Origin of the sequence: Neobacillus vireti, from assembly GCF_036962465.1 — a bacterium.
Taxonomy (GTDB): domain Bacteria; phylum Bacillota; class Bacilli; order Bacillales; family Cytobacillaceae; genus Neobacillus; species Neobacillus vireti_B.
This window is the reverse complement of record NZ_JBALNF010000013.1, coordinates 269,275-292,876: the sequence shown is the minus strand read 5'-3', so window position 1 is coordinate 292,876 and position 23,602 is coordinate 269,275. Positions and strand designations below refer to the sequence as shown.

The 23,602-nt window shown below is 42.4% G+C and carries 27 protein-coding genes and 1 riboswitch; of the genes, 6 read left to right on the top strand and 21 right to left on the bottom strand.

Annotation, left to right across the window (positions count from 1 at the left end):
• Positions 1–17 precede the first annotated feature (17 nt).
• The 6 genes from cobA to V7077_RS06240 all read right to left on the bottom strand — a co-directional run bounded on the left by cobA (position 18) and on the right by V7077_RS06240 (position 4,820).
• A complete protein-coding gene (cobA, locus tag V7077_RS06265; protein WP_335499477.1) occupies positions 18–797 on the bottom strand; it encodes a uroporphyrinogen-III C-methyltransferase in 780 nt (259 codons plus the stop codon).
• 23 nt (positions 798–820) lie between these two features.
• Positions 821–1,420 (bottom strand): adenylyl-sulfate kinase, encoded by a 600-nt coding sequence (cysC, locus tag V7077_RS06260; RefSeq protein ID WP_335499475.1) that lies wholly within the window; start codon positions 1,418–1,420, stop codon positions 821–823.
• Positions 1,421–1,435: 15 nt separating this feature from the next.
• The gene (gene sat, locus V7077_RS06255) at positions 1,436–2,587 is read right to left on the bottom strand and encodes a sulfate adenylyltransferase (protein ID WP_335499473.1); all 1,152 of its coding nucleotides are present in this window, start codon (positions 2,585–2,587) and stop codon (positions 1,436–1,438) included.
• Between the two features lie 63 nt (positions 2,588–2,650).
• Positions 2,651–3,718, bottom strand: coding sequence for an inorganic phosphate transporter (locus V7077_RS06250; protein ID WP_335499471.1), 1,068 nt, complete (start codon positions 3,716–3,718; stop codon positions 2,651–2,653).
• Between the two features lie 149 nt (positions 3,719–3,867).
• Positions 3,868–4,584, bottom strand: coding sequence for a phosphoadenylyl-sulfate reductase (locus V7077_RS06245; RefSeq protein WP_335499468.1), 717 nt, complete (start codon positions 4,582–4,584; stop codon positions 3,868–3,870).
• A 74-nt stretch (positions 4,585–4,658) separates the two neighbouring features.
• Positions 4,659–4,820, bottom strand: coding sequence for a YezD family protein (locus V7077_RS06240; RefSeq protein WP_335499467.1), 162 nt, complete (start codon positions 4,818–4,820; stop codon positions 4,659–4,661).
• Between the two features lie 64 nt (positions 4,821–4,884).
• Positions 4,885–4,985, bottom strand: a riboswitch (SAM riboswitch).
• A gap of 182 nt (positions 4,986–5,167) precedes the next feature.
• On the opposite strand from V7077_RS06240, the gene V7077_RS06235 reads away from it, so the two are divergent.
• Together V7077_RS06235 and V7077_RS06230 are read left to right on the top strand one after the other, a co-directional pair.
• Positions 5,168–5,452: a DUF2642 domain-containing protein gene (locus V7077_RS06235; protein ID WP_335499465.1), complete on the top strand. Its 285-nt coding sequence runs from the start codon at positions 5,168–5,170 to the stop codon at positions 5,450–5,452.
• 221 nt (positions 5,453–5,673) lie between these two features.
• Positions 5,674–6,780, top strand: coding sequence for an AbrB family transcriptional regulator (locus V7077_RS06230; protein ID WP_335499462.1), 1,107 nt, complete (start codon positions 5,674–5,676; stop codon positions 6,778–6,780).
• A 56-nt stretch (positions 6,781–6,836) separates the two neighbouring features.
• Here V7077_RS06230 and clpP read toward each other — a convergent pair whose 3' ends face one another.
• Together clpP and V7077_RS06220 are read right to left on the bottom strand one after the other, a co-directional pair.
• Positions 6,837–7,418, bottom strand: a complete 582-nt coding sequence (gene clpP / locus V7077_RS06225; protein ID WP_335499459.1) for an ATP-dependent Clp endopeptidase proteolytic subunit ClpP — start codon at positions 7,416–7,418, stop codon at positions 6,837–6,839.
• A 29-nt stretch (positions 7,419–7,447) separates the two neighbouring features.
• Positions 7,448–8,146: a sigma-70 family RNA polymerase sigma factor gene (locus V7077_RS06220; protein WP_335499457.1), complete on the bottom strand. Its 699-nt coding sequence runs from the start codon at positions 8,144–8,146 to the stop codon at positions 7,448–7,450.
• A 351-nt stretch (positions 8,147–8,497) separates the two neighbouring features.
• Here V7077_RS06220 and V7077_RS06215 point away from each other — a divergent pair, with 351 nt between their 5' ends.
• Complete coding sequence (locus V7077_RS06215) at positions 8,498–8,695, top strand: hypothetical protein (protein WP_335499455.1); 198 nt, start codon at positions 8,498–8,500, stop codon at positions 8,693–8,695.
• A gap of 176 nt (positions 8,696–8,871) precedes the next feature.
• Here V7077_RS06215 and V7077_RS06210 read toward each other — a convergent pair whose 3' ends face one another.
• From V7077_RS06210 to V7077_RS06200, 3 genes are all read right to left on the bottom strand, one after another.
• Positions 8,872–10,233: an MATE family efflux transporter gene (locus V7077_RS06210; RefSeq protein WP_335499452.1), complete on the bottom strand. Its 1,362-nt coding sequence runs from the start codon at positions 10,231–10,233 to the stop codon at positions 8,872–8,874.
• A 127-nt stretch (positions 10,234–10,360) separates the two neighbouring features.
• Entirely contained in the window at positions 10,361–11,170 is an 810-nt protein-coding gene (locus tag V7077_RS06205; protein ID WP_335499450.1) for a hypothetical protein, read from the bottom strand.
• A 139-nt stretch (positions 11,171–11,309) separates the two neighbouring features.
• Positions 11,310–11,510, bottom strand: coding sequence for a cold-shock protein (locus V7077_RS06200; RefSeq protein WP_215045983.1), 201 nt, complete (start codon positions 11,508–11,510; stop codon positions 11,310–11,312).
• Between the two features lie 345 nt (positions 11,511–11,855).
• Between V7077_RS06200 and V7077_RS06195 the strand changes: the two genes are divergently transcribed.
• Positions 11,856–13,094, top strand: a complete 1,239-nt coding sequence (locus V7077_RS06195; RefSeq protein ID WP_335499448.1) for an MFS transporter — start codon at positions 11,856–11,858, stop codon at positions 13,092–13,094.
• Between the two features lie 157 nt (positions 13,095–13,251).
• Here V7077_RS06195 and V7077_RS06190 read toward each other — a convergent pair whose 3' ends face one another.
• Positions 13,252–13,674, bottom strand: a complete 423-nt coding sequence (locus V7077_RS06190) for a MarR family winged helix-turn-helix transcriptional regulator (RefSeq protein ID WP_335499446.1) — start codon at positions 13,672–13,674, stop codon at positions 13,252–13,254.
• A 136-nt stretch (positions 13,675–13,810) separates the two neighbouring features.
• On the opposite strand from V7077_RS06190, the gene V7077_RS06185 reads away from it, so the two are divergent.
• Both V7077_RS06185 and V7077_RS06180 read left to right on the top strand, forming a co-directional pair.
• A complete protein-coding gene (locus V7077_RS06185) occupies positions 13,811–15,262 on the top strand; it encodes an MFS transporter (RefSeq protein WP_335499444.1) in 1,452 nt (483 codons plus the stop codon).
• Positions 15,263–15,341: 79 nt separating this feature from the next.
• Positions 15,342–16,073 (top strand): protein-glutamine gamma-glutamyltransferase, encoded by a 732-nt coding sequence (locus tag V7077_RS06180; protein ID WP_335499441.1) that lies wholly within the window; start codon positions 15,342–15,344, stop codon positions 16,071–16,073.
• Between the two features lie 88 nt (positions 16,074–16,161).
• Here V7077_RS06180 and V7077_RS06175 read toward each other — a convergent pair whose 3' ends face one another.
• From V7077_RS06175 to thiM, 9 genes are read right to left on the bottom strand one after another with little or no spacing between them, the layout of a single operon-like run.
• The gene (locus tag V7077_RS06175; protein WP_335499439.1) at positions 16,162–17,166 is read right to left on the bottom strand and encodes an ABC transporter substrate-binding protein; all 1,005 of its coding nucleotides are present in this window, start codon (positions 17,164–17,166) and stop codon (positions 16,162–16,164) included.
• A gap of 19 nt (positions 17,167–17,185) precedes the next feature.
• Positions 17,186–17,959, bottom strand: coding sequence for an ABC transporter permease (locus V7077_RS06170; protein WP_335499437.1), 774 nt, complete (start codon positions 17,957–17,959; stop codon positions 17,186–17,188).
• Positions 17,946–18,686 (bottom strand): ABC transporter ATP-binding protein, encoded by a 741-nt coding sequence (locus V7077_RS06165; RefSeq protein WP_335499435.1) that lies wholly within the window; start codon positions 18,684–18,686, stop codon positions 17,946–17,948. Before V7077_RS06165 ends, V7077_RS06170 begins: the two co-directional genes overlap by 14 nt.
• A gap of 7 nt (positions 18,687–18,693) precedes the next feature.
• On the bottom strand, positions 18,694–19,365 hold the full coding sequence (gene tenA, locus V7077_RS06160; RefSeq protein ID WP_335499433.1) for a thiaminase II: 672 nt from the start codon (positions 19,363–19,365) through the stop codon (positions 18,694–18,696).
• Positions 19,366–19,369: 4 nt separating this feature from the next.
• Positions 19,370–20,653, bottom strand: a complete 1,284-nt coding sequence (locus V7077_RS06155; protein ID WP_335499431.1) for an acetylornithine deacetylase — start codon at positions 20,651–20,653, stop codon at positions 19,370–19,372.
• Between the two features lie 12 nt (positions 20,654–20,665).
• On the bottom strand, positions 20,666–21,181 hold the full coding sequence (gene thiW / locus V7077_RS06150) for an energy coupling factor transporter S component ThiW (RefSeq protein WP_335499429.1): 516 nt from the start codon (positions 21,179–21,181) through the stop codon (positions 20,666–20,668).
• A gap of 4 nt (positions 21,182–21,185) precedes the next feature.
• On the bottom strand, positions 21,186–21,827 hold the full coding sequence (thiE, locus tag V7077_RS06145) for a thiamine phosphate synthase (protein WP_335499427.1): 642 nt from the start codon (positions 21,825–21,827) through the stop codon (positions 21,186–21,188).
• On the bottom strand, positions 21,824–22,633 hold the full coding sequence (thiD, locus tag V7077_RS06140) for a bifunctional hydroxymethylpyrimidine kinase/phosphomethylpyrimidine kinase (RefSeq protein WP_335499425.1): 810 nt from the start codon (positions 22,631–22,633) through the stop codon (positions 21,824–21,826). Before thiD ends, thiE begins: the two co-directional genes overlap by 4 nt.
• 14 nt (positions 22,634–22,647) lie before the next feature.
• A complete protein-coding gene (thiM, locus tag V7077_RS06135; RefSeq protein ID WP_335499422.1) occupies positions 22,648–23,454 on the bottom strand; it encodes a hydroxyethylthiazole kinase in 807 nt (268 codons plus the stop codon).
• Positions 23,455–23,602 lie beyond the last annotated feature (148 nt).

The window sequence follows — 23,602 nt, the reverse complement described above, 5'->3', positions numbered from 1 at the left end:
TTCATCCCCTCCAAACACTAACCATGTACAAGCGGCAGATTAGGAACAATTTCTTCTTGATACCAGTTTAACCGATGATGCAGCTTTACAACCTCGCCAATCACAATCATGCTTGGATTCGAGATTGCCGCTTTTTTCACAAGTTCCTCGATGGTTTCAAGCGTTCCTGCCACCGTTTGCTGATCAGTTAGTGTCCCCCAATGGACTAGGGCAATGGGAGTCTCAGGAGATTTGCCAGCTTCGATTAACTGCTCTACAATGATCGGCAAATGGGATACCCCCATATAAATACAAAGCGTATCCACCCCATTCGCCAGGTGATACCATTGATGTTCGGCCGCCACATTGCCAGAAGCCTGATGACCCGTAATAAAAGCAAAACTTTTACTCAAACTGCGATGGGTAACCGGAATCCCGGCATAAGCAGCAGCCGCAATCCCGGAAGTGATTCCGGGAACGACTTCAAAAGGAATGTCGTGTTTCACACATTCTTCCGCCTCTTCGCCGCCACGGCCGAAGACAAAAGGATCACCGCCTTTTAAGCGGACCACCTGATAGCCTTTTTTAGCGTACTTCACTAAAAAGTGGTTAATTGTTTCCTGCTTCATCGTATGATAATTAGGGAGTTTACCGCAGTAAACCAACTGCGCCCCTTCTTTTGCCGATTTAAGCAGTTCAGGATTAACGAGCCGATCATAGAGGATGACATCGGCTTCCTGCAGGCATCGTAATCCTTTAACCGTCAGTAAATCTGGATCTCCAGGACCCGCACCTACTAAATAAACCTTGCCAGCCATGGCTGTTCATCCTTTCCGAAAGACTAGATAATGTTCTTTTCTTGCAGGTATTGAAAAATTTGTGCAACGGCTTCTGTAACCGTTAATTTATCAGAGCGAATCGTTATTTCTGGGCGCTCAGGTGCTTCATATGGAGAATCAATTCCAGTAAAATCTTTAATTTCACCGCGGCGTGCTTTTTCATAAAGCTTCTTAGGATCACGCGCTTCACATTGCTCAAGCGGGCAGTCAATATATACCTCAATAAACTCGCCCTCTTCAAACAACTCGCGGACCTGGTCGCGGTCGGATCGGAATGGAGAAATAAATGCCGTCGTTACGATTGCTCCACTATCCACAAAAAGTTTGGCTACTTCTCCAATCCGGCGGATATTTTCGGTACGATCGTAATCTGAAAAGCCTAAATCCTTGTTTAAACCATGGCGGATATTATCACCATCAAGAACATATTCATTAATGCCTTGGCGGTATAACTCGCTCGAAACCGCATTGGCAATCGTTGATTTACCAGAACCAGAAAGACCAGTAAACCAAAGAACACAACTGCCATGACCATTTTGAGAGCGGCGGTCTGCTTTTGTAATGGTTGCAGAATGCCAAGTGATATTCGTTGCTTTAGACATTGTTGTATTTCCTCCTTAGACCGTTGCGGTTTCTTCTTTCATACCTTCGATTAATACTTCTACAACTTCTTTACGGCTGAAAGTTGCAGGAGGAAGAACGCCGGCACGAAGCATTTCTCTAACCTTAGTTCCAGATAGGATCACACGGTCTTCTTTGCCGTGCGGGCAAGTTTTATCAGATGCCATGCCTTCACATTTTGTGCAATAGAAGCTGTGCTCAAAGAATAATGGTTTAATGCCAAGCTCGCCTTCTTCAAAATTGCTGAAGATATGCTGTGCATCGTATGTTCCGTAGTAGTTGCCTACTCCAGCATGGTCACGGCCGACGATGAAGTGGGTGCAGCCAAAGTTTTTACGTGCAATTGCATGGAAAATTGCTTCTCTTGGGCCGGCATAACGCATTGCCGCCGGGTAGACACCAAGCTGTACACGGTCAGCAGGATAGTAATTATCTAGTAAGACACGATAGCTTTTTAAACGAACTTCGGCAGAAATATCGTCTGATTTTGTTTCTCCTACTAGCGGGTTTACGAAAAGTCCATCAACTGTTTCTAATGCCGCTTTTTGGATGTACTCGTGAGCACGGTGGATTGGGTTTCTTGTTTGGAAACCAACGATCGTTTTCCAGCCGTTCGCTTCAAAAAGAGCACGCGTTTCTTTTGGTTCATACCAGACATCAGCGAAAACGCCCTTTTCGGATTTCTTAACGAGGACAATATCTCCTGCTACATATACAGGTCCTCTTTCATACAAACGTTTCACACCTGGGTGGGCCACTTCGTCGGTTTTGTAAACTTCAATCGCTTCTTTATCTAAATCTGGCTCATACCATTCAGATACCGTAATTACACCATAAACCTCGTTTTGAAAAACTAACTTGATTTCTTCTCCTGCTTTAAGGGTTTCTGCTGTTTCGTAGGAAACCGGCAAAGTGACTGGGATCGACCAAATCGTGTTGTCTGCTAAACGCATATTTGTTACAACATTTTCATAGTCTGCTTTTCCTAGGAACCCTGTAAGCGGGCTAAATAGGCCAATACCAATCAACTCAAGATCACTCAATGCAATCGCATCAATTTCAATCTCTTTTTCGATGTTTGTTAAATCATAAGTTGGGTCAAATGCTTGAATTAGTTTTCCTCCATGAGGTGCTGGTAAAAATGACACTGTTAATCAAGTCCTTTCTTTTTAAAAAAATAATTTATCAATTAAAATATGAAACTAACAAATTTAATCTTTCACAATCTCCTGGTGTACCGCCATACTTGGTTTCTGTCTTTTCATTAGTGACATAACACCAAAGACGGAAATTAACACACCGGCCATTGCAATGATGGGATAAAAATTATGTTCAATCATCATTTGAATCATTGTATATGATAATACCATTGATAAAACTGGTGAGACAATCCAAACTGTAAGAAGCTGTACAACAATATCTTTTTTCAAAACAGATTTGCCGTTTTTAGCAAAGCCTATCCCAATAATCGAGGAGGTTGTAATTTGTGTCAGCGGAACTGGAATTCCAAAAACAGAAGCGATTGTCACAATTGTTGCGCCTGTTCCTGAGATGACGCAGCCCTCTTCTAACCGCAGTTTCGTGATTTTCTTCCCGTTGGTTTCAAGGACACGACGGCCGAGGAGCAATGCCCCGGCGGCAACAAATAACCCGCCCCAGAAAATCCCGTTCTCAGTCGAAAGGATTTTAGCTCCGACTAACGGACCAACCGCATTGGCCACGTTATTCATTCCTGCCGAGAAGGCTTCAAACAAGCCCATAAAAACGACTAACACGGACAGATATGGAACTGCTTTTGGTGCTTCCATCCATTTTTTCAAATGTTTATTTTTTAATAGAAACGTAACACTAATCGCTATAATAAAGGCAACAAATGGGGTAAGCAGCCAGAATAACAAAATCCAAACGATTTTACTGACTAACACAGATTGATAGACAATCCCAGCCCCAATGACCGCCCCCACCGCAACTTCGCTAGTTGAAAGCGGAATTCCAAATAGGTTAGCTAAAAACAGTGACAAGGCTGCTGAAGCTAATACAATTAAAGCGATGGGGATGGTAAACGTACTGCTAGGTACAATACCGCTGCCTAGCGTTTTAACTACTTCTCCGCCACCAAGCCAAGCGCCAAAGAATACGGTGATACTGCAGAGCAGCAATGCCAGCGGCTTTTTTATTACGCCCGCCCCGTAGGCAATCCCCATGGAAGCGGCTGCCCCGCTTGCACCTATATTGATTGCAAAAAATAAACCAATCGTCACTGCTATGATTGTGAGCAACTACATTACCCTCCTTTCATCTCGCATTACGGACGATCCACCCTATTATTTATAGAAGATTTAGAGTCCCAAGACGGTGGGCACCGCCCGTCAATGCCAGATTGGTCCAATATCCACTGTGGGATTTCCACTGTGGTGGAGGCTTTAGCTTATCGGGTATGTAAGCCGCATTCCGTCTTACCGCTGCCCGACCAGCGTCCTGCACGTGAATCGCCGCCATCACCAACCGGCTTCGTACAAGGGAAACAGCCGATGCTTGGATAGTTTTGATCGTGCAAGGTGTTGTATGGAAGATCCTTACTTCTGATGTAATCCCAAACCTCATCCCAAGTCCAATGAATCAATGGGCAAATTTTAATATTCTCGAATTTATCATCCTTATTAAGGAATTCTGTGTTGGCTCTTGTTGGTGACTGTTCACGGCGAAGTCCTGAGATCCATGCCTGTTTAGCGGTTAATGTCTCCCTCAAAGGTATAACCTTGCGAATATTACAGCACTGGTTGGCGTCTCTTAGCCATAGCGCTGAGCCATATTCTGCTGCTTGTTCATCAAGACTTACTTTAGGTTGTTTCCGCTCAATTCTTAAAGTTGGGAAACGGGCTTCGATTTTGTCGATAACCTCGTAAGTTTCAGGAAAATGCAGCCCAGTGTCTAAGAACACGATATGGGCATCTGGTTTTACTTGCTGAATCAGGTCAATTAACACAATCGCTTCCGCTCCGAAGCTGGATGCATAGACAATGTCTTGATCAGCGTAAGTGTTGTATGCCCACTTTAAAACAGAAAGTGCTCCTTTTGTTTCATCGTCGAAAGGAAATGTGTCGGAAATTTGTTGCCAATTTTGATAGGTAATTGCAGCGGTCATGCTACATGCCTCCTTTTCTTCATAAAAAAACGTCTTCCTGGCGGCTGACGTTGAGACAGCCTCCAGATTTCTGGTCAGCAGTTTTTATTTTGTTTAAGACGAACCTTTTCATTTTTTTCAATTTGTACAATCTTGCCATCCTGAACCACTAGTGTTATCGAGCCAAATTGTAAAGAGACCAGCATATTTTCTAAATGCGTGATAAGTTCTTGCCTTTCAATAGCGTTCAGCTTCATTCGCCTCCTTTTACAAAAAACGCCTTCCCACTTTAGGAAAGGCGCTCACAAAAGTCCAGTAAACACCTTATCTACCAAAATGAAAACATTTTGCTGGAATTGGCACCTTGCTTGGCAGGTTGCCGGGCTTCGTCGGGCCAGTCCCTAAGCCTCTCTAGATAAGAATAATTGATTGATGTGATTAATCCTACCATACCAATAGGATTTATGTAAATAAAAAAATATAAAATTTAAAAAATTCTTCCTTGCCATCTTTTTAGGGTGAACTTTTGGCAAAAAAATTTCGTCAAACCAATGCCCTTTTCTGATTGTTTGCATTTACTGTAATGTGAAGGAGGATGAGGAATGTGACAGAATTGAATTTTCATCAAATTGCCCATGAATTGTTAAAAAAAGAGGTCGAAGTCGTTACTCTGCAAGGGAATTTTACTGGCAGGCTTCTTGAGGTTGGCAGAGATGTGATTGTTTTGGAATCGAGAGGCAGGGGCCGCAACCGAGTTTTAGCCATTAGAATTGAAACCATCGTGGCGATTTTCCGGGTGGAAACTTTTATACCTAGAGGACCATTTGGATTTGGACCAGGGGAAGTAGAGGAGTCATCAGAACATCACGAAAGCAGCAGTAGTCATTAAGACGTTTCATCAAGAGAAAGCGACCTATGCTTTCTCTTTTTTATTGCAACAAAATCATCCCGTTCAATACATAAGGGAGGGCCCTATCCTTTTTAATGTCTCTTATTATCCTTTTACACATCATCGTGCTAAAATAATGAAATGGATTCCGGATGTTGGGGATGGTGACACCCTCACAAGAAGGAAGCAGGTTAAAAACTAATAGACAAGAAGGGTTTTTTTTGAATCATTCACTAAACCATCTAGACAATAAAATACTTCGTTTTACCTTTACTCTGGTAACGGCTTTCATTGGCGGAATGGTATTCTCTTTCCTCCATACCCCGATCCCTTGGCTGCTTGGACCAATGGCAGCTGTCTTAATCGGCGCCAGGTTTGGAAAAATTGTTTTTTTCTGGCCGGTTGCAATTCGGGATACAGGCTTAATTGTTGTCGGGTATTCAATTGGCTTATCCTTTACAAAAGACGCGCTCTTACAAATTATCGCCAAACTACCTTCAATGCTGTTAATGACGACTTTGCTTGTCCTCTTTTGTGCAGGGATTGCCTGGATTGTTTCTAAATTAACCGGGGTTGATTATCCGACAGTCTTAACCGGAAGTATACCAGGCGGACTTTCGCAAATGATTATTTTTGCGGAAGAAATGAAAGGAATCGATCTTACTACGGTGACTTTCCTGCAAGTGGCTCGCTTGATGATGATTATCTTCGTTGTTCCCTTTCTGATCTTGGGCCCGTTGTTTCATCATCCAGGAAGCGGTGCCGCAGTGGATGTAGTGAATCAGGCGACGCAAATATCTGGACCGGTATTTCCTAATTTTATAATTTTAGCGATTATCTGTGTATTGTGTGCATTCCTGGCGCGAAAACTTAAATTTCCTACCCCTAATTTATTGGGACCTATCCTTGGCACTGCGATTGCCGGTATTTCAGGTCTGCATGGACCTGTCTTGCCGCCATCTGTATTGGATGTTTCCCAGTTTATGATTGGCTCCTATATTGGTTTATTGTTAAAGCCTGAAAAACTAGAAAATAAAGTGAAAATCATCAGCCTTGCGTTTTTGAGTGGTCTGTTCATGATTGTGGGAGCTGTCGGCTTAGGGCTCCTGCTCATATATTTTTATCATATTACTCCGTCGACAAGTTTATTGAGTCTGGCCCCGGGAGGAATGGATCAGATGGCCATCCTCGCTCATGAAGTCCATGCTGATTTATCGATGGTCACGGGCTATCAACTCTTCCGGCTCTTTTTCATTTATTTTGTTGTTCCGCCGATGTTGCGGCTGTTTTTTAAAGTTGGCTCTCGAAAAATAAAGAGACCCGCATAAGAATCTCATTAAAAAAAGCAATGCGATTGAAATGCACCGCATTGCTTTTTTGTCTATTATTTTGGAGAAAGGATTTCATCAATAATCCCGTACGCTTTCGCTTCCTCTGCACTCATAAAATAATCCCGGTCCGTATCTTTGGCCACTTTCTCTACTGACTGGCCTGTTCGGTCTGCAATGATTTGATTAATATGTTCTCTAAGCTTTAGAATGCGCCGGGCCGAAATTTCAATCTCTGTCGCCTGCCCTCTAGCCCCGCCGAGCGGCTGATGTATCATGATTTCACTATTCGGGAGTGCACACCGCTTCCCTTTTGCTCCAGCTAAAAGTAACATGGCACCAAACGAGGCGGCCATACCGGTACAGATCGTCCGAACATCAGGCTTAATGATTTGCATGGTATCATAGATGGCAAATCCTGCAGTGGTCGAGCCGCCTGGGCTGTTAATATAGAGCGAAATCTCTTTTTCCGGGTCATCCGCCGCTAAAAATAATAACTGCGCGACGACGCTGTTGGCGGTATAATCCGTGATTTCCTCCCCTATAATAATAATTCTGTCTTTTAACAGACGGGAATAAATATCGTAAGAACGCTCACCGCGACTTGATTGTTCAATAACATATGGAATCGTACTCATTGTTTATCCTCCTTGACGCGTTTATTAGGCTAGGCAGCCATGCAGAGAGTGCTTGAAGGCGATTGATTTTTATAAGACGATTTTGAATAAAAACTTGTGACGTTACGGATGGCCGTGATGGAAGGAATGGCCTCTATTAATACAGATGGATCCTGTTCTTTCAAAGCTTCATAAAAAATTTCCGTGAGTTCCTCTTTTTCTTTTTCAACCCAATATGAGTCGACTGAAGAAGGTTCCTCTTCCTCGGTTGTTTTTGACAGCCGTTTTTTCCCGCGATGAAGACTGGCCTTTACGGCCGTTTCACTTGAGTCTACAATCTCCGCAATTTCTTTTAGCTGAAATTGAAATGCCTCTTTTAGCAAAAAGATGACGGCCTGCTTAGGTGTAAATTTCTTAATGAGCATTTCAACTGCATTCGTTACTTCATCGAGTTGTTTGGTTAATTCATGGCTGGAGATGTCTAGTTCGGCCTCAGGCAGTTCATGTTTTCGTTTTCGAAGCTGATCGATCCAATGATGATAGGCAATTTTGTTTAGCAATGTGGTACTCATTTGGTGCTGATGATATTTCAGCGCCTTCAGATAGGTCTCTTGTGCGATGTCATCTCCATCCCATCTGTTCTGGGCCAGAAACCGGCAATAGCGTTGAAGTTTAGGATACATTTCAGCCCATGGGTTCTCTTCCTCCACTGAACCCATGGTCTTGGATGGGTTAAGCTTTACTGACATATGTGTTTCACTCCTTTTGCACTCTCTGCTTTATAAACGTTTTAAGAAGGAACAAAAGATACGGGTAAGTAAATTATTTTTTTTATTTTATTATATGTTAGTTTGCGAAGGATTACCTAAACCGATGGCTGTATATAGGTGGTTTACATAATATGATTATTTATTATGTAAAAACTATGTAAATTTTAAACTATTAAGTTAATAAGGCTTGAATTAGAATGAAAGACATCCTACAATGGTTGTAGCTTTGATTGAAAAAAATGGGGTTTATTTTGATGATAAATAACCATGGATTATTTTGGTCAGCCTGATATAATCCAATTTAAACACTACATGTTAAAGGTGGGCATTATGGAGAACACAAGTCGATATGTTGTCAACGCACTTGGAAAAGGTGGGGAAACATATTATACTCTTTGTAAAGACAAACAAGAATTACAGAAATGGATCCACAACAATCGTGAAAAATTAGTTATGGATGAACTGATCATTAAGGATAAAAAACAAAGTTTATACTCCAAATGGTTCGGCCTAAAAAAACTATATTAACAACAGACGCCATTTCCAAACAGGAATGGCGTCTTCTTATGTATCTCTATACAAAATGGTGTCAGGCACCATTTATAACCTTCAACATAATAGAATCGTAGAAAGTTTGTTAATGGTGCCTGACACCCTTACACACATCAGTACCGTAGAAAGTCAGTTTTCGGTGCCTGACACCCCTATTGTGTTACTACTGCGTTGTATCTATTCTTTTGGATTTGGATGAGTCTGATGGATAGAGCGATTCCTGCGGCAAGCAGGCCGATGGTGAGTCCAATCCAGTATCCTCTTGCTCCTAGGCCGGTGAAATTGGCTAGTAAATAGCCGGCTGGCAGGCAGATGAGCCAGTAGGCAACCAGTGTCATGATGAAAGCAATATTTACGTCTTTATAGCCTCTTAATGCCGCTTGTGCCGTTGCCTGGATGGCATCACAAATTTGAAAAAACAAGGCAAAGATTAAAAAGTTCGCTGTTAAATTAATAACGGCTGCTTCCGTCGAATAAAGTCCGGCCACCTGGTAACGAAATGCCACAACGACCAATCCCGTCCCAATCGCAATCAACACCGCGATTCCCACGCCTAACCAACTGTACTGTTTGGCATCTTTATATCGTTTAGCCCCGACTTCATAACCAACAAGCACGGTTAACGCTGTTGAAATACTGATGGGGATCATGTAAATAAAGGAGACAACATTTAAAGCTGACTGATACGCCGCGATGGTCGTAACATTAAACTTGCTTAACAGGATCGTTACAATCGCAAACACAGTGGTCTCGAAGAAAACGGACAGCCCCATTGGCACACCGATCTTTAGAATTTCCTTACACTGTTCCCAAGAAAACTCTTTTAGCTTTGAAAAGATCTGGAAGGAAGAAAACGGATCCTGTTTTTTGACGATGAAAATCGTCATCCCTAAAAAAATCCAATCCGTGATGGCAGTAGCATAACCTGCCCCTACTCCGCCAAGCTCTGGAAACCCAAACTTCCCAAAAATCAGAACGTAGTTTAACACGAGATTGATCGGTAATGATAACAGCATGATCACCATAATGACACGCGTTTTACCTAAGGCATAAATAAAAGATCTTAGCACATTAAAAATAAATAATGGCAGCAATCCATAACTCAGTCCAACCAAATAATCAAATGCTGTTTCTTGGACTTTGGGTGAAAGCTTCATTAGATCAAGAATCGGGCTTAGGAAAAAATATCCCAGCACGATAATGATAATCGCAATGATAATAGAAAGAAATATCCCATTTTTGACGACCGTAGCAACTTCGTCAGGCTTTTTTTGCCCAAATCGCTGGGCCGCAATCGGGGACACCGCCAGAAAGATCCCGCTAATGCCATTAAAGACTGGACTCCAGATTGAAGTACCAATAGCCACTCCTGCTAAATCCGAACTACTATATCTTCCTGACATAATCGTATTGAAAAAGACCATGGAAAACATGCCAAGTTGCGTAATTAAGATGGGTACTAACAAAACAAAGATTTGCTTTGTTTTTTCTTTGAGTGTAAACGTTTGATTCATAGTATAAAGGCTCCTATAAAAAAATAAAAATCCGAAACTCCATTATACCCTACTATGGGTTAATTTTCCTCATAAAGTTTAAGCGGATCTGTTTTCGAACTAAAAAAATAGGACCCTATAACAAGTCCTATTTCTTCACAATTTTGGATGGATTATTTATTTTATACAACACTTTAGCATCTACCACAAAATCCTCTGGGGCATCCTTGCCTTTCCCCAATTTCTTGGCGGTCACTTTCCCATCGAATTCCAGTACATCCCCTGCTGCCAATTCAAATTTTTTCAAGGTTTTACTATGGCTGCACCAGGCTAGTCCCAATTCAATTGGATTCTCCTGAACAATTTGCACGTTTTCCAATACTACCACTTCATCATTTTCTTCATTAAAAGGATTATAGACAAGAGCAAACTGTTTCACAGCAGCAGTAAAATGGACTTTATCAGCAGGCAGCTCAATTTTCGGTGCCTTTTCCTTTTTGGGCTTGGGTTCCTTAGCAGGTTTCGCGGCCTTTTCCTTCTTGGGTGTTTCTTGAGTTGGTAACGTTTCAGTTTCCTGGGCTGCCACTTCTGGTTTGGACTCTGCAGTCTCATCTGAAGGATCTTTCTCTTCAAGATTAATTAAACTCTCTTTGCCAAAACTGGACTGCTGCATTTCTTTTAAAAATGCCGGGTGAATACAGGTCAAATTGCCATCCTGGAATTCGATCACTAACGTGTTATATTCTCCGGTATTGCCATAGGTCTCATAACCTTTAATTGTTACAAGTCGCTGATAGTTGCCTTCTTTATACCAAAATTCCTTTTTAGCCGCCGGCAATCCCCATTCCTTGAGTTTTTCCTTATAATGTTCGTCATCCCGGAATGGTTCATAGTCCCCTTTTGGCGGAATATATTTAGTTAAATCAGACTGTTCGATTTGTGTACGCAAAATGGCCATAACGACAACTCCCTCCATTATGTATATAGGTTCTTTTATTATAACATTTATTTCAGAAAAGAATAATTTACCGCTGCAGGAGGAAATCAGCATAAAAAAAAGACTCTCTAATGAGAGTCTTTTTATATATGGCTTAAAATTATAATTTACGAACGTTAGAAGCTTGTGGTCCACGTTGACCTTGTTCAACGTCGAAAGATACTGCTTGACCTTCGTCTAAAGATTTGAAGCCTTCGCCTTGGATTGCAGAGAAGTGTACGAATACGTCGTCTCCTGCTTCGCGCTCGATAAATCCAAAACCTTTTTCTGCGTTAAACCATTTTACTTTACCTTGTTCCATGTGTGGTTCCTCCTGCTGTGTGCTTTGCACACATTTTGTTACTATCCTTGCTCAAATCTTCAAGACAAAAAGCAGTTATCACTTTAACGTTCTTTCCGACTCACAAAAATAATTCTACTTAAATATAGCAGATAGAAATAAATAAAGCAAACTCATTTGCAAATATTGTTTTTTTTGGTAGAAAAGTCTGCCTTACAAATGTGTCCTTTTGACCATATTCTGCAAGCCTTTACATAAAATATTTAGCGTTACTAAATTTTAAAAAAACATCTCAATTATCTCTATTAGATTGTGGTATTTGATTGTATAATTACTAAGAATTTAAAAAGAAATTGGTGAAGACACATGCGGACTTATAACGAAAAAATTAGTATTTATCATGGAATGGTGTCAACCATCGCAGTGAATCTGGCAAGCAACTATTTTCCTATCTTTGCAATCTCTATTTTAGGGGCCACCAATTACCAGGTAGGGTTAATCAGTTCGCTCCCACCCTTGGTCGCGCTTATAATGACGGTCCCAGCAGCTATTTTATTGAACCGATTGGAATTGCAAAAGAAAACGGTTGCCATGTCTGTCCTTTGGGCGAGAATCATGTTTTTACTGCTGGCAGGAGTGATTTTTATTCATTCTTCCTATCAAGCATGGGCTTTTCTAATTATTGTTGCGCTCATGAATGTTCCTGGTACGATCTCGAACATTGGCTGGCAGACACTAATTAGCGGGATGATTAAAGAAAAACGGCGTGGAGCCTTTTTCAGTGACCGGAACCGTCTCTTAACGGTTGTTGGCATGATCACTACCTTAATTATCGGGGTTGTCATGAAAAGCCAGACCGATCATGCTTGGGCTTATCAAATTTTATTCATCATTGCTTTCGTTTTTGGCTTACTAGAAGTCCTTTTTTTAATGAAGCATCGAGAAAAACCACAAGTGAAGTCGACGCTAAAAAAATCCTCGATGGATTGGTCGATATTTAAGGATCCAGGATACAAGTGGTTCTTAATTACAGCTCTCTGCTTTAATTTTACTTGGCAGATGGCGTGGGGTTTATTCAATATCTATAATGTCCGCTATGTTCATGCAACGATTCTCTGGATTAGTATATTTTCGGTCGCCAATCAGCTAGTGCAGATTTTCTCGTTCCCTTTATGGAAAAAGTGGGCTGAACAAAAATCTAATACCCTGGTGCTGGTTTGGGTAGCAGTAGGAATGGCGACAGCTCCCGTTTTAAACATCATATCGACCAATGTATATTATATTACCTTTGTTTCGATGACCTCCGGATTTTTTGTTTCCGGTACCACGCTTTTATTGTTTAATTTATTATTGGAGCAATCGCCAGAGGAAAAGAGAACATATTGTATTACTACCTATAATGTCCTCTTATCCTTCGTCGCTTTTATTGCCCCGCAAATTGGGATATGGTTCTTAGAAATCTCCAACATGAGAATTTCCATGGAGATCTGTACACTGTTACGTTTTATCAGCGCTTTTGTCTTTTTCCTCATGTATGTAAAATTTATGCGAACCAAAAAAACAAGCAAAATCTTGTCATCCAAAAAAGCGTCCCCATCCTCTTAACCGTGATGGGGCTTTTTTTGTTATGCAGCCATCATCATCAACTCCATCATCGCCATCATCATCATCAACTCCATCATCATCATTACCAGCAACATCTATATAGTAATAATGGTGTCAGGCACCAAACGTGGACACTGTCCTTCCGGAATGGACAGCCTTACTTGTCATCCAGCGGATTCATTTTGCTGAGCAAAGTAAATAATTGGGCTGTTTCTTGTGTGGTTAACTGTTGGGTTAATCGCTGGTGGGAGCGATCTAATAGTTGGATGAGGATTGGATGGAATTCCAGTCCTTTTTGGGTTGGATATAATTGATAGGAACGACGGTCTTCTACATCTAAAACACGTTGGATGTACCCGGCCTCTTCCAATTGCTTAACCGCCCTAGCGGTTGTTGCCTTATCAAATTTTAGTTCTGTCGTTAATTTGTCTTGATTGACTCCGGGGGATCTTAAGATTTCGATTAAAAAACTATGTTGTCCCCCGCCGCCAATTTTGAACGGTTTAAGCTCTTTTGTCAGGAATTTTTGGTGCTGTCGATTAAGCTGCGAAATCAGCTTGCCAATTGGTTTTCTTTCCATTTTCATCCCTCATTAAATGTGTCAATAATATCAAGATTATCTTATTTTAGTTGCAAGTGCAACTATATCCAGTTACACTCTTTATACACAGATAGTTGCTAGAGCAACTAAAATTCAAATGATGAGGTGAGTTCCCGTGATTCCCAAAGTTAAAACATATCAGGAGGATGAGCGAATTCAACGGAAGAGATGGATCATTTTAGTGATCCTCAATCTTTTTGTATTTATGTCCACGCTCGACAGCAGTATCGTCAATATTGCCCTGCCTGTCATTTCTAAAACGATGAATCTGCCAATTGCAAAAATACAATGGGTGGTTTCCATCTATTTAATTGCGATTTGTACGTTTATCTTGTTATTTGGTAAGTTGGGCGATCAATATGGAAAAATAAGAATCTTTAAAATAGGGATGATTATATTTTTAGTTGGCTCGCTTTTGTGCGGATTTAGCAGCACATTACCATACCTGCTCCTATTTCGGATGATTCAGGCAGTCGGTGCATCAATGACGATGGCAAACAGCCAAGGAATTGTAACAGAAATTTTCCCGCCAACCGAACGCGGTAAGGCACTCGGCCTGATTGGGACCTTTGTTTCGCTCGGCAGTATTGCCGGACCTAGTTTAGGAGGCTTACTTGTTTCTGCATTCGGATGGGAATATATCTTCTGGGTAAATATCCCGATCGGGCTGATTGCTATATCGTTTGGATGGAGATTACTGCCTGCCGATCTTACTTTTGTAAAAGCAAAGCTGGATGTGCTCGGGAGCATTTTATTTTCCGTTTTTATTATCTCACTATTTTCTGGTCTCCTGCTTGGACAACAGTTCGGCTATCAAGATATCCGGATTCTTGGGGCCATTATTCTAGCTGTCGTTACTTTTATCTTCTTTTTATGGACAGAGTCCCGAACAGAACAGCCAATGTTACAGTTTTCCTTATTCAAAAATCCCTCATTCTCACTTAGCATTTTGTGCGGCTGTCTTGTTTTTGTGTCGACCTTTTGCTTTAATATTATTTCGCCATTCTATACACAAAACATCCTGCACTTGCCGCCGCTTAGTGCTGGGTTATTATTAATGCTGTTTCCGATTACCATGTCCATTGTAGCCCCTTTAAGCGGAGCATTATCCGATAAAATTGGCTCGGAACTGTTAACGTTTATCGGACTGGTTATTATGGTGCTTGCCCAAGTTGGTCTTTCTACTCTACACGCAAACAGTTCGATTTTATTTGTTGGTTCGCTGGTGGCGATATTAGGTTTAGGGAACGGACTTTTTCAATCGCCCAACAATTCTTTGGTAATGTCCTCCGTTCCAAGGTCGCAGCTTGGGATTGCCGGAAGCATTAATTCTTTAATTCGGAATATTGGCATGGTCGTCGGCATTGCGGTAGCTACCACCACGTTGTTTAGTGTGATGAGTGCAAAAGCCGGCTACCGGGTAACAGGGTTGATCCCCAACCGGCCAGATATTTTTATCGATGGCATGCACATCGTCCTAATTGGCTCAGCCAGCATCTGCTTCATTGCTGCTCTGTTAACAGGAATGCGTTTGTTTAAAGCCAAAGTTGCCGTACGACATCAATAAATTTTTATCAACTGATAAATATATTTTTAAAAGTTTCATATTTTAGAAGATGAGGTGATTTTGATATCAGGAGGTTCCAATGATTAGAATCAATCATCAGGTTGTTGAGCCGGGAGACCTTAAGGGTATTACCAAACCAGAGGAAAAAAATATCATTAAACTAATGGCGGGCTATCATTCTATCTTTGATTATCAAACAATCCATCAATTAGAATTTGAACTGTTTTTTCGTACCAATACTTTAAAAGCTGCACAAGAACTTAACAAGAGCGGGATAAAGTTTACGACTTTCACGTACGCCTTTTGTAATAAAACGTATTGGGACAGACTAGCTAATGGCGGTTTCTTATTAAAGCCAAATGTGAGCCCTTCAACAGCAATCTTAGACATCCTCAAGAACGGGCAGCTCTATGCGACTGAATGCTCCACTGCCATTGCGATTGTTTTATATATTGCCGCGCTGTATTCGATTGGACGTGAGCGATTTGATCTGTTATTTGCTCGGCTTTACTTAATGGATTGGCAATTCGATGAGGATCTTCCGATTTTTCAATTGTATTCGGATGATTTCCTCCCGGGTGATGTCTTGCATTTTAACAATCCCGATTTTGATCCGAAACAGCCTCATTGGCGCGCCGAAAATGTTGTCTATTTTGGTGATGACAAATATTACGGACACGGGGTCGGCATTCAAAGCGCCAGTACTATCATCAACTTCCTAAACAAAAAAAGAAAACCGAGTCCAGCGTACTCAGCTTACCTCATGAATATGATTACACGTCCGTATTATCGATCATTTTCATATGGATAAATATAGAAATAGTGAAATTGGTGACAGGCACCACCCGTGGACAATGTCCACGGGCGGTGCCTGTCACCTTTTTTACTTTATTGATCTATTAAAAGTTGATAAATGCGTCTTTTGCTTTAACAGAGGATTTGATTACTTTGTTCTCTTTTAACCAGTCGGCGACTTGGTTCCAAGTTTGCGGGTCTTGGTAGCCGAATGATTTGTCTTTTGCGTCCATGAGCGGCAAGAGGAGCTGTAAGCTCTTTGTCTCAATGTCCTTCTCTAATGGAGATGATTTGTCTTCATGCTTTAATAAAACGGATAGGCCTGCTTCTGGGTGGTCCTGAACATATTTTTGCCCTTTCCCGATTGCAGTCATAAACTTCTTAAACACTTCCGGCTTTGCTTTAAGTTCCTTTTCACTTCCGACCAATACTAATTCATAGTAATCTGGCACCCCGTAGTCAGCAGGATTTAAAGTGCGCATTGGATGACCTTCTTTGTCCAGCAATAACTTCTCGTGGTTAATATAACCGCCAATTAGAGCGTTTGTTTTCTTCGTTGCCATCGCGGGAATTAAGTCCCAGCCAACGTCAACCATTTTAATTTTAGAAGCATCTCCACCGTCAGACTTAACCATGGATTGGACGATTGCTTCATCCAAAGGAATCGATGGATAGCCGATGGTTTTACCTGCTAAGTCCTTAGGGGATTTGATTGAACTATCTGCTGGCACCATTAATTGATTTAGCGGATGACGGACAATAGCTCCAAATGATTGAACAGGGATATCTTCTCCACGTGCCACCAATACCTGCGGCTGATAGCTGAGCGCCATATCGATTTGATTGGCAGCGACAAGTTTTAGCGGATCATTTGTATCAGCAGGCATTTCAATCTTAACATCCAATCCCTGCTCTTTAAAATAGCCCTTTTCCTGCGCTGCATAAAGAAAGGAGTGGACAGCATTTGGATACCAATCTAGCATTAAGGTCACTTTTTCAAGTTTTTTTTCTCTACCTGTATTCTTATCAGACGCGTTCTGGTCGTTTTTTCCACATGCACTTAATATCAGTAATAAAAGACTAAGTAGAATGAATGCACTTTTCTTCATTTAATTTTATCTTCCTCTCTTAGATGCGAACTTTATTTTTCAAAACTTGCTTTTCTATTAAACTTATTAATAAAAACAAGACAATTCCGAGTAAGGATAATAGGAAAATCGCCGCAAACACAGCATCTGCCTGTAAGCTGCCCGACATCCGCCGGCTGAAGTACCCGAGGCCCTCACTGGCACCGAGCCATTCGCCGATCGTCGCCCCGACAACACAATAGACAACCGACATTTTCAAACCTGTCAAAAACGCTGGCAGGGCCATTGGCACCTGTATTTTCCTAAAAATCGTCCAGCGGTTTGCCCCCATTGTTAACAACAACTCACGATATTCCTGACCACCCGACTTCAACCCATCATAAGTACTAACAACAATCGGAAAGAATGCCGTTAAAATCGTGACGGCAATTTTGCTCCAAATCGAATAGCCAAACCACATAATAAATATTGGCGAAATCGCAATCAGCGGAATCGTTTGTGAAATCACTAGAAACGGATAAAGTACTTTTTCTAATGTACGAGAAAAGTGCATGCCAACTCCGAGTACGGTTCCGGCAGTAATGGAAATCGCAAACCCAATCAGCACCTCATTCAGAGTGGCTGGCAAATGCTCTTCAAACAGAAGTTCACGGTTGTTCATTAATGAGCTCCAGATAGCTGAAGGTGATGGCAAGATAAAGGCTGGAATGATTCCGCGCCTTACAACCATTTCCCATACGCTGACAATAAGAATGACGACGATAATAAATAAACCATAATCACTCGTCCATTTTTTAAATCTAGTTATTCTCATGTTGAATCAGCCACTCCAGTTCTTTTCTCATTCTGATAAAATCAGCCTCATAGATTAGTTCTGAACTTCTCGGTCTCGGCAGGTTAACCTTCCATTCTTCAATACCGTCCACTTTTAGCACATAGATCCTGTCGCTTAGCAATATCGCTTCCTCAAGGTCATGGGTGATAAAAAGGACCGTTTTTTGTAACTCGCCCCACAATCCCAATAACCAGCTCTGCATATTCCGTTTCGTCATCGAATCAAGGGCACCAAACGGTTCATCTAACAAGAGCAAGTCTTTCCCTGTCATTAGTGTTCTCAAAAAAGCAGCACGCTGCCGCATTCCTCCTGACAGTTCATTGGGATAAGCATTTTCATAATCGGCAAGTCCAAAGCGAGCCAGCCACTCACGCACTTCTAGTAATTTGCTTTTCTTTTTTTCCTTAGTTACCTCGAGCGGAAGTAGGACATTGTCTAAAACCGTTCTCCACGGTAAAAGCAGGTCCTTTTGCGGCATATAGCCCACACTTCCTAGTCTCTTTCCGGCACCCTGCTCACCATTAATCAGAATTCTCCCTTGTTGAGGTTCAAGTAACCCGGTTACCAACTTAAAGAGAGTGCTTTTACCAGAACCACTCGCCCCGATCACCGAAACAAATTCCCCAGCTTTCACGTCGAGTGAAATTTTTTCAAAAATAGGTTTTTCGACACCAAAGGTATAAGATAATTCGTTGATCTGTAACATTGATGAATTAGACAGGCCACTCGCCCCCCTGATAGACCATATCCCAAAACATATATTCAAACCGGGAAGTGGTTAAGAAATGTTCTTCTAAGATGGCTAACTCCCTTTCCGGTTTTCCTATCGTCAATTGGTCTAATAAATCGATCAGCCACTTCGCAAGACTGCCAAATTCATCTGAAGAGTACATTTTTACCCACTCACCATACTGATAGTGACTGCTAGCACCCTGATATTCTTTTGCTAACATCTTGCCGATCTCCCAATAGCTCCACATACATGGCAATAATGCTGAGATTAATTCCTCAAGAGAACCATTTTGCGCCACATTTAACATGTATCGGGTGTAGGCTAAATTTATCGGGGCAGCTTTCGTCTCTTCCAGCTGTTGATGGGTAATCCCGAACTTTTCAGCATATTGGCGGTGCAAGTCCATTTCCACGTGCAATGTCTCATCAAGGAGCTTAGCGAAAGCTGCCATTGTCTCGATATCTCTTGCCTTTACTGCGCCTAAGGCAAACAGCTTGGAATAATCGATTAAAAATACATAGTCTTGCTTCATGTAACGTATAAACGATTCAACCGGGAGGTCTCCGTTCCCCATTCCGACAACAAAGGGATGCTGATGGGTCTTCTCCCAAATATCCTTTACTTTTTCAAAAAGACGCTGAGAAAATTTCATGCTGTCACTCCTCCTTCTTGCTGTTACACCATTCAGCGATAAAAACAGCTATTACCTTAGTAAAATCGAGCAGCTGTTGTATTTCCAGCTTTTCGTTCACGGCATGCGCATCCTCTAACCTTCCAGGTCCAAAGATAGCAGTCGGAATTCCGGCACGCCCCAGCCAGCCTGCATCGGTTACCGTTGTGGACATTCCGACCATCGGCTGTAGGTGTAACATTTTTTCAAAAGAGCTGGTTAAAAGTTTTGTGCCAGGATGCTCTGCGTCTATTTCTAATGAAGGAAAAATTTCACCGCGGTCGACGATCATCGATTTTCCTCCCCAAACAAACTCTGGAGGGTTTTCTCTAAGCCACGGATCAGCGGCTGCAACCGCCAAGATATGTTGTTCAATTTCTCTAATCACTTCTTCATAGTCCTCATTTGGATAAAAATGAACCGTCACCCATAATGCACAGCGATCGGCTACAAACGCCGCATGCCGGCCTCCCTCAATCACCGCAGGATTAATGGTATTCGTTCCCGGCGGAAATCCTTCATAGCTTTTGGTCACTGCCCAGTGGCGCTCAAGTTCTTGGAGGCCTGCGATAACCTTCATCATTTTCTCAATCGCACTAGCTCCTTTAACACCGCCGCCGGCATGAATCATTTTCCGGCGAATGCCATCGTGATAGGTTTCCTTGCTTTGAATGGTGATCCAGCCGGTAATGACGCCGCCTTGCCCTTGAATATGGAAGTCACTGGTATCAACCACAACGGCATAGTCTGCATTATACCCCCGCTCGACACAGGCTTGGGTCCCCGCTTCACCGACTTCTTCCCCAATGACAGATTGGAATTGAAGGTCCCCTTGTAAGGTGATACCCAATTCTTTTAATAGTTTTATGGCAAAGAGTGATGCGGCAATTCCGCCTTTCATATCCGCTACGCCCCGGCCAACTATATAGCCATCCTTTTGATAAGCCTCAAATGGGGAGGAGTTCCATTCTTTTGTGTCGCCAACCTCGGCCACATCGACATGGCCGTTTACAATTAAGCTATTAAACTGGCTAGGAGAGGCCCCCGGCAACATTCCGACTACATTTGGATCCCCGGGGTACACATCCCACTTATCTGTCGTAAATCCCAACGCGTCTAAATATCCTTTAATAAATTCTTGAACACTGTTGGTATTACGGGCAGGCGGGCTGACTGTCGGAAAGGAAACAAGCTCAGTCAACAGTTCAAGTAATTCCCCTTTTCTCGCCTCGATTTCACCCGTGATTTTTTCAATCAATTCCTCGTTCAATTTCCACACACCCTAGTTTTTTATAGCTGGAGATTTATTTTCATTCATTACTAATACTTTCTTTCTTAAAAATACGACTAAAACCACAAATCCAAGCAGCGCACCTGCAAATGAGCTGAAGATAAATAACGGAATAAATCCAAAAAGTGTTGCTTTTTGTCCAAGGATTAACGTGGCGATCGGATAGGATAAAAGCGCACCAAGGATCCCTGTTCCGATTACTTCACCGGCAAATGCAAGGTACATCTTTTTTGTTTTTAAAAATAACAGGGACGCCAGCAACGCTCCGACCATACTGCTAGGAAAGGCAAAAATCGAACCTGTTCCCATTAAATTGCGGATCAATGAGACCAAGAATGCCTGAGCGACTGCATAATAGGGCCCTAATAGGACAGCAGATAAGACGTTTAAAAAATGCTGCATGGGGAATACCTTTGTAAACCCGATTGGTATAGCTACGAGATTACTAGTAATCGTACCGATCGCGACCATCATCGCCGTAAGTGTCAGCTTATACGTTTTATTCATGTTATCAGCCCTCCACACTATTTTTTAAAGCCTTTGCTGCTTCGAGTGGTGAATCTGCATGACTGATGGCCGTAATAACTGAAACGCCATCTGCTCCAGCCTTTACGACTGCCGCTGCATTTTCACTAGTAATACCGCCTATTCCGACCATTGGAATGGTATAGCCTTGTTGGCGGAGGATTTCAATTAGTTCTGTTCCCCTGACAGGCTTCGCGTCATCCTTTGAGCTAGTAGGGTAGATGGGTCCAATACCAAAATAATCAGCACCATCGTTCAGTGCTGTCTCGGCTTCTTCCGGAGTATGGACAGAAACACCAAGGATTTTACCGTCGCCAATTCTCGCGCGGACCACCTTTACTGGCTCATCCTCTTGCCCAATATGTACACCGTCTGCATCCAACTTGATTGCCAACTCAATGTCATCATTAACGATAAAGGGAATTTCATAATCTTTACAGATACTTTGTAACTGTCTAGCCAGTTCGTATTTTTCCGCCCCTGTTAAAGCACCCTTCCCTTTTTCACGAAATTGAAAAAGGGTAACTCCACCAGCGATTGCTTCTGTTAAAACCTGGACCGGTTCTTTAAGGCAGTTAGGACTGCCCATGATAAAATAGACCTTTAAAGCCTCGCTAAGGTTTTTCATCGATTGCCCAGCTCCCTTCTTTTCCGAAATGCCCCGTGGTTCGTAGGGCCATGCCCATGACCGATCTCAATGCCGTCCTCAATTGCCGCCTGAATAAACTCCTTCGCTGTTAACACAGCATCATAAACCGATGCCCCTTTGGCCAGTTCCGCCGTTAACGCTGCTGAAAAGGTGCACCCGGTGCCGTGTGTGTTTTTCGTCGGGATCCGTTTATTGGTGAAAGTGTAAAAGTCACAACCATCATAAAGTAAGTCGGTGGACGCTGATTCATCCTCATCGTGACCGCCTTTGATTACAACCGTTTTAACTCCTAGTTCGGATAATTTTATAGCAGCTTCCTTCTTATCATCAGCACTTCTAATACTCATACCCGTTAGAACCTCTGCCTCCGGAATATTCGGAGTAATCACTTTGGCGAGCGGCAATAAATAAGTTTTCATAGCATATATCGCTTCCTGCTGCAGTAAAGAAGCACCGCCTTTGGCAATCATCACTGGGTCAACCACAAGGTTCTCCCATTTATATTTCCGTACTTGCTCAGAAACAGCTTTTATAATATCCGAGCTAAACAGCATCCCTGTTTTCACAGCATTCGTGCCGATATCTTCGCCAATCGCCTGAATCTGTTGGACTACCGCTTCTGGAGTCATCGGATAAACTCCATGAACTCCTAACGTATTTTGCGCAGTCACTGCGGTGATTGCCGACATGCCAAAAACCGCTAATTCTTGGAATGTCTTTAAATCGGCTTGAATTCCTGCTCCGCCGCCACTATCTGAACCAGCGATTGTTAATGCTCTTTTCATCCTACAAACCTCCGCTAACATTTTCTAATCGAAACATTTGAAAGAATATCTTCTTCTGTGACAAGTGCTAATTGATTCAAAAATTCAACTTGGAAACTTCCAGGTCCCGCTTCCGCTGCTTTTTCTGCCGCCTTTTCCGCAGCAATCCCGTAATAGGCTAAAGCCGCCGCTGCCGCACGCAGAATATCCTTTTCCACTCCCGTAAAGGCACCAATGACTGAGGTTAATAAACAGCCCGTGCCCGTAACTTTCGTTAAAATGGGATGACCGCCGGAAACACCATACGTGGTTTCACCGTCTGAAACAATATCCTCTTTTCCGGTGATAACCACCACACTGCCGGTCGTTTTCGCAGCCTTGATTGCAAGCTCGACTATGTTTCCATTTCCTGCTCCTGCATCAACACCTTTAATTTCCCATTTTTCGCCTATTACATTCGCAATCTCAGCGGCATTTCCGCGCACCACTGAAATCTTGACATCCTTGATTATTTTGTGGGCAGTTTCCGTTCGGTATGGAGTTGCCCCTGCTCCCACCGGGTCGAAAATAACCGGAACATCGTGCTCGTTTGCTGCTTTTCCCGCAATAATCATGCTAGTCACGTTCTCGGCATTTAACGTGCCAATATTCAATACAAGTGAACTGGCAATCTTGGCCATATCAGCAACCTCTTCCTTGGCATAGGCCATGACTGGCGATGCACCCAAGGCAAGCAGACCGTTAGCAGTAAAATTTGTCACAACCACATTCGTGATATTATGTACAAGCGGACTTACCTCTCTTACTCTATTTAATGTTTCAACCACAAAGTTTTTTTCCAACTTACTCTCCCCTTTTCTTTTTTTAACATAGTGTTAAAGATTATTGTTGAGTTTTAACATGTTGATTGGAGCTTTCCGCAGGCGTGCCGGGAAGCCTCCTCAGCGCACTTGCGCCTGCGGGGTCTCCCCTGCACCGTACTCCGCAGGA

Excerpts from the sequence above, each read along its gene's own strand:
- cobA (WP_335499477.1), bottom strand. The coding sequence starts at position 797 with ATGGCTGGCAAGGTTTATTTAGTAGGTGCGGGTCCTGGAGATCCAGAT.
- cysC (WP_335499475.1), bottom strand. The coding sequence starts at position 1,420 with ATGTCTAAAGCAACGAATATCACTTGGCATTCTGCAACCATTACAAAA.
- V7077_RS06245 (WP_335499468.1), bottom strand. The coding sequence starts at position 4,584 with ATGACCGCTGCAATTACCTATCAAAATTGGCAACAAATTTCCGACACA.
- V7077_RS06240 (WP_335499467.1), bottom strand. The coding sequence starts at position 4,820 with ATGAAGCTGAACGCTATTGAAAGGCAAGAACTTATCACGCATTTAGAA.
- clpP (WP_335499459.1), bottom strand. The coding sequence starts at position 7,418 with ATGAGTACGATTCCATATGTTATTGAACAATCAAGTCGCGGTGAGCGT.
- V7077_RS06220 (WP_335499457.1), bottom strand. The coding sequence starts at position 8,146 with ATGTCAGTAAAGCTTAACCCATCCAAGACCATGGGTTCAGTGGAGGAA.
- V7077_RS06215 (WP_335499455.1), top strand. The coding sequence starts at position 8,498 with ATGGAGAACACAAGTCGATATGTTGTCAACGCACTTGGAAAAGGTGGG.
- V7077_RS06210 (WP_335499452.1), bottom strand. The coding sequence starts at position 10,233 with ATGAATCAAACGTTTACACTCAAAGAAAAAACAAAGCAAATCTTTGTT.
- V7077_RS06205 (WP_335499450.1), bottom strand. The coding sequence starts at position 11,170 with ATGGCCATTTTGCGTACACAAATCGAACAGTCTGATTTAACTAAATAT.
- V7077_RS06200 (WP_215045983.1), bottom strand. The coding sequence starts at position 11,510 with ATGGAACAAGGTAAAGTAAAATGGTTTAACGCAGAAAAAGGTTTTGGA.
- V7077_RS06195 (WP_335499448.1), top strand. The coding sequence starts at position 11,856 with ATGCGGACTTATAACGAAAAAATTAGTATTTATCATGGAATGGTGTCA.
- V7077_RS06190 (WP_335499446.1), bottom strand. The coding sequence starts at position 13,674 with ATGGAAAGAAAACCAATTGGCAAGCTGATTTCGCAGCTTAATCGACAG.
- V7077_RS06180 (WP_335499441.1), top strand. The coding sequence starts at position 15,342 with ATGATTAGAATCAATCATCAGGTTGTTGAGCCGGGAGACCTTAAGGGT.
- V7077_RS06175 (WP_335499439.1), bottom strand. The coding sequence starts at position 17,166 with ATGAAGAAAAGTGCATTCATTCTACTTAGTCTTTTATTACTGATATTA.
- V7077_RS06170 (WP_335499437.1), bottom strand. The coding sequence starts at position 17,959 with ATGAGAATAACTAGATTTAAAAAATGGACGAGTGATTATGGTTTATTT.
- V7077_RS06165 (WP_335499435.1), bottom strand. The coding sequence starts at position 18,686 with ATGTTACAGATCAACGAATTATCTTATACCTTTGGTGTCGAAAAACCT.
- tenA (WP_335499433.1), bottom strand. The coding sequence starts at position 19,365 with ATGAAATTTTCTCAGCGTCTTTTTGAAAAAGTAAAGGATATTTGGGAG.
- thiW (WP_335499429.1), bottom strand. The coding sequence starts at position 21,181 with ATGAATAAAACGTATAAGCTGACACTTACGGCGATGATGGTCGCGATC.
- thiE (WP_335499427.1), bottom strand. The coding sequence starts at position 21,827 with ATGAAAAACCTTAGCGAGGCTTTAAAGGTCTATTTTATCATGGGCAGT.
- thiD (WP_335499425.1), bottom strand. The coding sequence starts at position 22,633 with ATGAAAAGAGCATTAACAATCGCTGGTTCAGATAGTGGCGGCGGAGCA.